The organism is Vibrio penaeicida (assembly GCF_019977755.1).
Classification (GTDB): Bacteria; Pseudomonadota; Gammaproteobacteria; order Enterobacterales; family Vibrionaceae; genus Vibrio; species Vibrio penaeicida.
This window is the reverse complement of the sequence record NZ_AP025144.1, coordinates 1,675,354-1,682,324: the sequence shown is the minus strand read 5'-3', so window position 1 is coordinate 1,682,324 and position 6,971 is coordinate 1,675,354. Positions and strand designations below refer to the sequence as shown.

Genomic DNA, 6,971 nt, shown 5'->3' with positions numbered 1-6,971 from the left:
ATACAATATCCCGAAGTTTGTAAACGACTTGTTAAAGTTTATAATGGTTTGCTCATAAAACTAATTTTTGTCTTACATCACCTGATTCATTTCAATATAAAACAAGAAGTTAAATGAATTTTTCGGAGTAATAATATGCAATCGAGCACATTCTGGTTCGACTATTTTGAAGAGAATCCTTTGGCAGATGACTTGGCGGATGACATCAGACATAACGGGGCAAGCAGCCGATTTTCTCGTCCTGATTGGCATTTGCTGATGACACCTATCGTATATCCCAACGATGTGATTAAAAAACAGACAAATATGCTAAGCCAATTGTTCGGCATTATTGAGAACCTCCCTAAGATTGCTTTTGACGGTAATGTGCGAGATTTTTTAGCTGCTGCGGGGTTTCGTGACGAAACAGTCATTTCCTTGGCAGAGCGGTTATCCTCTCGAACTGGTTTGATTCCTTGTCGATGGGATATTTTAGACAATGGAACCGATTGGAAAGTCATGGAAGTAAACGTAGGCGGAGCCATCGGTGGTTTTGCTTACGATGGCATTCAAACGCTATACGATGAGGCATTAGCTCAAGAAAAACAGGACACACCTTCAGTGGTTATTGAAGAGTATTGGCGATCGCCCTACTCCCACATTACACCCAAAATTGAAGACAAACTGGCAGAGCTCGAAAAGCCACTGCTGATAGTTGTCGACGACGCGCTTCAGTTTCAAGAAAGCCCTCTAGTGGCAAACAGTGCGTCTGGAGCATTAAGTACACGGCTCAACCAAGACATCATCGCCATTCCCCATACAAAACTTAGTGATGTCATCGATTCACATGATGGCTGCGTATTGGTCTTCGAAGTGTTTACGTTAAGTGATATTGCACGTTCATCCGACGACAGCTATGCGCCGTATTTGGACGGATTAGATAGTGGGAAAGTTCATTCCGTTATTCACCCTTTAAGCGAAGTCTTCATGAGTAAAGCCATTCTAGGGTTACTTAGGGAAGAGCGTGTTCAGACAAAGCTCACTAAGGAGCAAAACAACACAGTTGAAACCTTGATCCCCAATACGTTTATTGTATCTGAGGAAAATCTCAACCACCTTCTCGACTTGAACCAAAATGACTGGGTAATTAAAGACGCCATTGGCTACGGTGGACACGGCGTCTTTTGCGGTTGGGAGTGTAACCGTGAAGAGTGGGTCGCATTACTAAATAAAGCGACGCTGGCAGAATCACCGACAGCCATTATGCAGCAAAGAATACAAGGCAAACGCGAAGCTGCCATTTCAATGACCCCCAAAGGTGTTTTTGTTGAATCGGACGAAGCTTCGGTGTTAGGCGTATTTATGTTAGGGGAAGAATTTGGCGGGGGTTGTGTACGCCAATCTCTATCTGGAAAAGGCGTAGTATGCACCGCCAATCAAGCTGCGCTCGGTGTTATGAGAGTTCAGAAATGAAGCAGGGGCAACGTTCTTACGTTGCCGCGTTTGCTGGTTCAGAAGCTTGGTTAAGCATAGGGCTTTTGTAAAAGAACAATGCCCCGATGGCAAGCACAATGCAAATAAGCCATATATTCACTAATCCGATGTAATCCGCACCAAAACCACACATAAGCGATCCAATTACCCCTCCGATTCTCATCACCAAAGAATTGAGCGAGTCTACCGTGGAGCGTACACTGTCATTTGTGGAGTGATGCAGCAGCTGGTTGTATGCAGACTTGCCGAGATGATTGGTAAAGTCGTAACAGATAAAAAGAAGTACAAACATCACAACGTTGCCAGACAACGCAAAAATAGTGGCCGCGATAAGGCGAATAGCGACACTGACCATAAGCACCTTACCCATTTGCTGATCAAACTTATCGGATAACCAATTCGTCATTACAGCCGCTAGACTTCCTAAGTAAAAAGTGACGGCATACGTTAATCCATATACCCATTCTAATGGCTGTCCATCTGACAATTCTTCAAACCTAACTGGCCAAAACTTCTCGATGGCACTGGCGATGGGAATGGTAAGAAACATCGCGAACAATATTCGCCAAAGCACTGGGTGTTTCGCCGCATCAATCCCACTTTTCATTTGAGTCGGCACACTTGTAAGCAATGCAAATGAAAAAGGCTTAAACTCTCGCTGCTCTTTAATCCAAAGTAATGCGATAACGAACACCAATGCTAAACAGACCAATCCAGCCCACAAAGACACATCGTAAAGTTGCCGCGCCTCATAACCGAACTCAACGCCACCATACATAATGCCAGCACCGATTAAAGCGCCGGTGGCTGCAAAAAAGCTGCTTCTAGCACTCACTCTCGCAAAACCCGCTTGCAGGGTAATATCCCCTTCACTTTCATTAAAGGATTCAACAAACCAGGCTGTAAGTGTGCCAGAGCTAATGGCGATACTGGCTCCCCACAAAAACATCGAAACAACCCCACCAATAAAGCTTGGGATAAACAGCAGCACAAGATAAGACAGCATGCTAAACAGAATCGAGATCAGGAATACTTTCTTACGCCCAACTTGATCGGCTAAACCGCCCGTTGGCAATTCAAGCACCATGACTGTAATCCCCATGGTCGCCATGATCACTCCGATTTGAGGGATGCTCATCCCAAACCCCAAAAGCAGCGGTGTCATTATTGGAATCACCAAAAACTGGGAGATAAAAAATAGCCCCATAAAGAGACCATATCGATGACTAAGCTGAATTCGATTCATCCACGTATCCGTAAATTATTGGCATTTTCCGCTCACTTTGCCCTACTGGTAATTGGAGAAAAGTGGCATTTAAAGTTTTGATGATGAAGGTAATTACAGTTAAAAATACAAAGTAACGCCACTAGAGAATAACGCTTTGATCACAGTTAAAACAACATCAATTATCATTTCATTAAAAAAGGTATAACATTTCCAGCGATTAAAATTGAACCGTTTTCGATCAAATGAGACGAATTCCTCACCTTATTGGAGCCAGTATTTATGGATACAGCAGAGAAAATAGCGGAAGAACACGTTTTCAAACACGTTCCAGGTATGGACTCGGCTCAGAATATTGAAACGGTTTATGCAGACAGTCTGACTCCTAAAGCGTTTTACTCTCAATACGTTGCCCAAAACAGACCTTGTCTAATTAAGGGAGCGATAAAGCATTGGCCGGCGATGGAAAAATGGTGCAGCCCCGAGTACTTACTTGAAAAATGTCACGATGTCCCTACTCCTCACTATCCTCATATGAACTACGAAAGCCCAGAGCGAATGGGAGAAGGACGAGAAGTAAAGCCTTTCCATGAAGTGCTAGAAATGCTGCAATCAAGTGACACAGGAATTCTGAGTGCGCCTTCGGTCGTATTGAGCGAAAAACCCTTTGATGTATTGTCTACCGACACCGATGGCTATCCTTTTCTACCCAACCCAAAGCCTCCTATTGCTTACCCAAAATCGAGAGCATTCATGTATAAGGGGGCAGGAACAGGCTGGCATTTTCATGTAACGGATGAAACCCTCATGAGCCAAGTAGTTGGTACTAAGAAGGTCGGTTTGCTACCGCCAGATAAACTCACCGATGATCTTGTGTTTGATGCTTTTAAAGCCGATGCCTACCTTGAAAATGGTACCTGTTTTGATGCCAGTGGAGCTTCTCAATTGAAACCGTATACAGCAATGGTAGAGCCTGGTGATGCTATGTATATTCCACCCTTTTGGTGGCATGGTATTGAACCAACTGACGATAATTTTGGTATTACCGTCGCGCAATGCTGGCGCTCTCCCCTGCATGTGATGGGCGATCTGTCTTACCCGACGGTGAGAAAAATATGGAAGAAAGGTTACACCGAATTAGGAAAAGTGACCTTTCTTATTACGGGGTTGGGCATCGCCAGCTTGTTTGCCCAAGCATGGCGATTCATCAGTAAACCTTTTCGAACTTAGAAATTTGGTTCTGTTGATTTACGCAGTGACAGGTTCTTCAATCTTAGGTTGGTTAAGCACTCTACTTTTGTAGATCAACAACGCACCTGCTGAAATAACGACGCAAACAAGCCACACGTTTGTTAAACCAATATGTTCTGAAGCAAAGCCACAAAGCAAAGACCCAACAACGCCACCAAATCTCATTGTCAGTGAAGAGACCGAATCGATAGTAGATCGGATTTCGTTGTCGGCTGATTGATGCAATAACTCACTGTATGCCGAACCACCCAATTGATGAAACAACTCGTAGCACATGAGAAAAGCGATAAACAAGTAGAGGTTCCCGCTTAAAGCAAACGCCGATGCAGCGATCATCCTTAGCAAAACACTCACAAATAGTACTTTACCCAATTGATGGCTAAGTTTCTCTGACAACCAATTAGTCATCATCGCCGCCAAACTCCCTAAGCACAATATGGCAGTATAGGTTAAGCCATACGCCCACTCTAACGGGTTGTTACCTGACAGCGCTTCAAATTGAATAGGCCAGAATTTCTCGATTCCACTTGCAACAGGAACCGTAAGAAAGAGTGCCAATAGAATTCGCCACAGTACTGGGTGCTTTACGGCTTTCACACCACTGGTAATCTGATTAGGTAACTGGGCAAAAACTTTCACAGAAAGAGAATCGAAGTTTCGATCTTCTTTAATCCAAATTTGAGTAATCACGATGACAGCAAAAATAATGATCATCGCCAGCATGATCAAAAAGTTGTAAAGCGTGATAGCACTGTATCCAAGCTTCTCACCCACGAACATAACGGCCGAACCCGATAACGCCCCTAATGCACCTAGCAAGCTTGAATGGAAACTCACACGCGCAAAGCCTTTTTGCAGAGTCATCGTCCCTTCAGCTTTGTTAAATTGTTCGACAAACCATGCGTTTAAAGTGCCTGAATTAAGTGCAATGCTCGTTCCCCAGAGAAACATGCCTATCACCCCGCCAATAAAACCCTGAAACATCAGCAAGCAAAGATAAGCAAGAACACAAAACCACATCGAAAACGTGAACACTTTACGTCGTCCAATTTGATCGGCTAAGCCACCTGTCGGTAATTCAAGCAGAATAACGGTCATGCCCATGGTCGCCATGATAATGCCGATTTCCGGCAGGCTCATGCCAAAAGCCATTAATAAAGGAGTGAGTATCGGGATAAAAAGAAACAGCGAAAACAGGAAAAGCCCCGTAAACAACCCCATAAAGTGGCTTAGTTGCGATTTATTCATTGAGATTCCATTCTGAGAGAGGAAGACATCCACAAATCTCCCTCTGAACGAGGTAATTTATGAGATAGAACACATAACAGTGAGGCAATTTTATACCCCCACCTCTTAATATCCAACTGATTTTATAAAGAACTTTCTTATTTGATTTCGTACGTAAGCGAGTGAAGTTTTTCACCAAAAATCCGCCAGTTAGGAGAGGTAATGGTGGGTTATACCCAAGTGGTCTATAGATAAAGGTTGCAGAAAAAACAAAAGCCCTCTGATCTCTCAGAGGGCTTCAAATATGATCGATTAACTTACAGGAAGTGAATCGTAGCGTTCAGCGTAAATGAACCGATTGAATCAATGTTGTTCTCATCGAATTTGAACTGCTGGTATGAACCACCTACAGACAGCATATCGATAACAAAATACTCAACACCAACACCGTACATCAACTTTGTGCCGTCGCCAGCTTTGGTGCCGTTGTTGTCCAGTTTGAAGTTGTGCAAGCCGCCTTTCGCATAGACATGCAAAGGACCAAAATCGATGCTTGGTTTTAGAGCGGCGTAAACAGAATTTGCTTCTGTACCACCATCAAATTTACCGTGGTTCCAAAAACCAGCTTCTACGCCAATAATTGGAAGAATACCCGTACCCACATGGGCACTTACCGCGGTTGCTGTGTTGCCATCGAGATCAGATTGACCAGCGTTAATGCCGCCGTACAACCATGAATCCGCGTTTGCAGTCGTTGCTGCGCCCATTAGTGCTAAAGCTAAAAGTGTTTTTTTCATTTCGTACAACTTTAATTAAGATCGTGCAAGCCTTCCCGCTACACACGCTTTTGATTACAACCATGATTCATCATGAACCACAAAAACATACCCAAAAAACCTATAAAAAGTCGTTTGAATATAGTTCTTCGTTAAGAAGATACTCAATAGTATCTGAGGCGGGCTTATTCTAAGATTAACAACAGGATTTCGCCATACTAAGATGTAAAACTTTTTAAATAATCTCTGTATTTTACATAGATATATGCCCTTCTTAGTGAACATATAGAGGGCTAAATAAAAATGCCAACCTAAGGCTGGCATTTTACATAATTGCGTTACTTTCCTGTGCGGATTAAGCTTCTTTTACAGGAAGTGGAACGTTGCTGTAACAGTAAACGAAGTAATGTCGTTAAAGTTGTCGCCACGGTTGAATGATTGCCATGAACCACCAAGAGACAAATTGTCGACGAGGAAATATTCTGCCCCCACTCCGTACATCAACCCAGTACCATCTCCGCCATTATCGCGGTCCCATGAATGCAGGCCACCTTTGGCGTAAACATGAAGAGGACCAAAATCGATACTTGGTTTTGCTGCAACAAATAGTGAGCGAGTATCGTTTCCGTGGCTCCAGTATCCGCCTTCTAGACCTAAGATCGGCAATATGCCGGTACCCACGTGGAAACCATATGCCGTTTCTTTGTCGGTGCCGCTGCCGAAATCAGACTGACCGAAATTACCACCAGCATAGAAAAAAGAATCCGCGCTGGCTGTTGCCGCAATGCTCGCTAAACCTAGAGCCAACAATGTTTTTTTCATTTCCATTCCCTCAAATACATGATCAGAGAATAACGATTTATCCCCGGTGAATTGACGCAACACATTAAAACAACAGTCGTATTTACGTCAGCTTAATCATTGTCCTGCAAATAATAGACCAGAAATAAGATTTCTGGTCAAAATTAATACGCTTCGGTCGAACATTGTCCTCACACGAGATCAACATTCTGAACTAG

At 43.4% G+C, this 6,971-nt stretch carries 6 protein-coding genes; 2 read left to right on the top strand and 4 right to left on the bottom strand.

What is annotated here, in order from left to right:
- The first annotated feature begins 135 nt into the window (after positions 1 to 135).
- Positions 136 to 1,452: a hypothetical protein gene (locus LDO37_RS07850; protein ID WP_126610314.1), complete on the top strand. Its 1,317-nt coding sequence runs from the start codon at positions 136 to 138 to the stop codon at positions 1,450 to 1,452.
- A 16-nt stretch (positions 1,453 to 1,468) separates the two neighbouring features.
- Here the strand turns inward: LDO37_RS07850 and LDO37_RS07845 are convergent, their stop codons facing one another.
- Positions 1,469 to 2,719, bottom strand: coding sequence for an MFS transporter (locus tag LDO37_RS07845; protein ID WP_126610312.1), 1,251 nt, complete (start codon positions 2,717 to 2,719; stop codon positions 1,469 to 1,471).
- A 261-nt stretch (positions 2,720 to 2,980) separates the two neighbouring features.
- Between LDO37_RS07845 and LDO37_RS07840 the strand changes: the two genes are divergently transcribed.
- Positions 2,981 to 3,928, top strand: coding sequence for a cupin-like domain-containing protein (locus tag LDO37_RS07840; RefSeq protein WP_126610310.1), 948 nt, complete (start codon positions 2,981 to 2,983; stop codon positions 3,926 to 3,928).
- 18 nt (positions 3,929 to 3,946) lie between these two features.
- Here LDO37_RS07840 and LDO37_RS07835 read toward each other — a convergent pair whose 3' ends face one another.
- From LDO37_RS07835 to LDO37_RS07825, 3 genes are all read right to left on the bottom strand, one after another.
- Positions 3,947 to 5,197, bottom strand: coding sequence for an MFS transporter (locus tag LDO37_RS07835; protein WP_126610309.1), 1,251 nt, complete (start codon positions 5,195 to 5,197; stop codon positions 3,947 to 3,949).
- A 296-nt stretch (positions 5,198 to 5,493) separates the two neighbouring features.
- Positions 5,494 to 5,973 (bottom strand): outer membrane beta-barrel protein, encoded by a 480-nt coding sequence (locus LDO37_RS07830; protein WP_101113728.1) that lies wholly within the window; start codon positions 5,971 to 5,973, stop codon positions 5,494 to 5,496.
- Between the two features lie 345 nt (positions 5,974 to 6,318).
- Positions 6,319 to 6,774: a porin family protein gene (locus LDO37_RS07825; protein WP_101113726.1), complete on the bottom strand. Its 456-nt coding sequence runs from the start codon at positions 6,772 to 6,774 to the stop codon at positions 6,319 to 6,321.
- Between the last annotated feature and the right edge of the window lie 197 nt (positions 6,775 to 6,971).

Coding starts and splice junctions, on each gene's coding strand:
- LDO37_RS07845 (WP_126610312.1), bottom strand. CDS start 2,719: ATGAATCGAATTCAGCTTAGTCATCGATATGGTCTCTTTATGGGGCTA.
- LDO37_RS07840 (WP_126610310.1), top strand. CDS start 2,981: ATGGATACAGCAGAGAAAATAGCGGAAGAACACGTTTTCAAACACGTT.
- LDO37_RS07850 (WP_126610314.1), top strand. CDS start 136: ATGCAATCGAGCACATTCTGGTTCGACTATTTTGAAGAGAATCCTTTG.
- LDO37_RS07835 (WP_126610309.1), bottom strand. CDS start 5,197: ATGAATAAATCGCAACTAAGCCACTTTATGGGGTTGTTTACGGGGCTT.
- LDO37_RS07825 (WP_101113726.1), bottom strand. CDS start 6,774: ATGAAAAAAACATTGTTGGCTCTAGGTTTAGCGAGCATTGCGGCAACA.
- LDO37_RS07830 (WP_101113728.1), bottom strand. CDS start 5,973: ATGAAAAAAACACTTTTAGCTTTAGCACTAATGGGCGCAGCAACGACT.